The sequence below is a fragment of the Thermincola ferriacetica genome, from assembly GCF_001263415.1.
Taxonomy (GTDB): Bacteria; Bacillota; Thermincolia; order Thermincolales; family Thermincolaceae; genus Thermincola; species Thermincola ferriacetica.
On record NZ_LGTE01000071.1, the window covers coordinates 1 to 751 of the forward strand.

Sequence of the window (751 nt, forward strand, 5' to 3'; positions counted from 1 at the left end):
CTCAACCTTTCACAGCTCTCGGTAGTTCTTCCTCTCGCTCTCGCGCTCGGTTTCTTGCCTACTCTGTTTAGTTTTCAAAGAACATTTCTGTGCTTCACCCTTCTCGGGCGCATTATCTATATTACCTCGTTGAAACTACTGTTTCAACCGGTAATTTCTTCTTTGGTGGAGATGAGCGGAATCGAACCGCTGACCCCCTGCTTGCAAGGCAGGTGCTCTCCCAGCTGAGCTACACCCCCACACACATTGGAGGTTGGATGTTGGAAATTGGATATTGGATTTATCGGTTGGAATTTGGCAAAGCCAAATTCCTTCTTAATCTAACCTCCAACCTCTAACCTCTAACTTCTAGTAAGTGGTGGGCCTAGGTGGACTTGAACCACCGACCTCACGCTTATCAGGCGTGCGCTCTGACCAGCTGAGCTATAAGCCCATATCCCTTATTCTGCACTGCTTTTCCTGTCTGTTATCAGTCGCCAGTTATGTCAACTGCCTACTGTCAACTGTTAACTTAACCCTCAAACAGTGCCACATAGCTATTGCTATGTACACGCCGGATTCTTCATCCGGCGTTATTCCTCTTCTCTGCTTCGTCTATACTGTGTCTATTGCTGCTTCTATTCAGGAACTGTGGTCCCTGAGAACTGAACAGTGACTTATGACTGCTAAACAGTCTTGGGAGAGATGGTCGATCGACCTAGAGCAAACTAGAGGTTGGATATCGGATGTTAGAGCTTGGATAAGATGTTGA

Annotated in this window: 2 tRNA genes; both read right to left on the minus strand. The window is 46.9% G+C overall.

What is annotated here, in order from left to right:
- Window positions 1–163: 163 nt before the first annotated feature.
- Window positions 164–239, minus strand: a tRNA-Ala gene (locus Tfer_RS15725).
- Between the two features lie 117 nt (window positions 240–356).
- A tRNA-Ile gene (locus Tfer_RS15730) sits at window positions 357–433 on the minus strand.
- Between the last annotated feature and the right edge of the window lie 318 nt (window positions 434–751).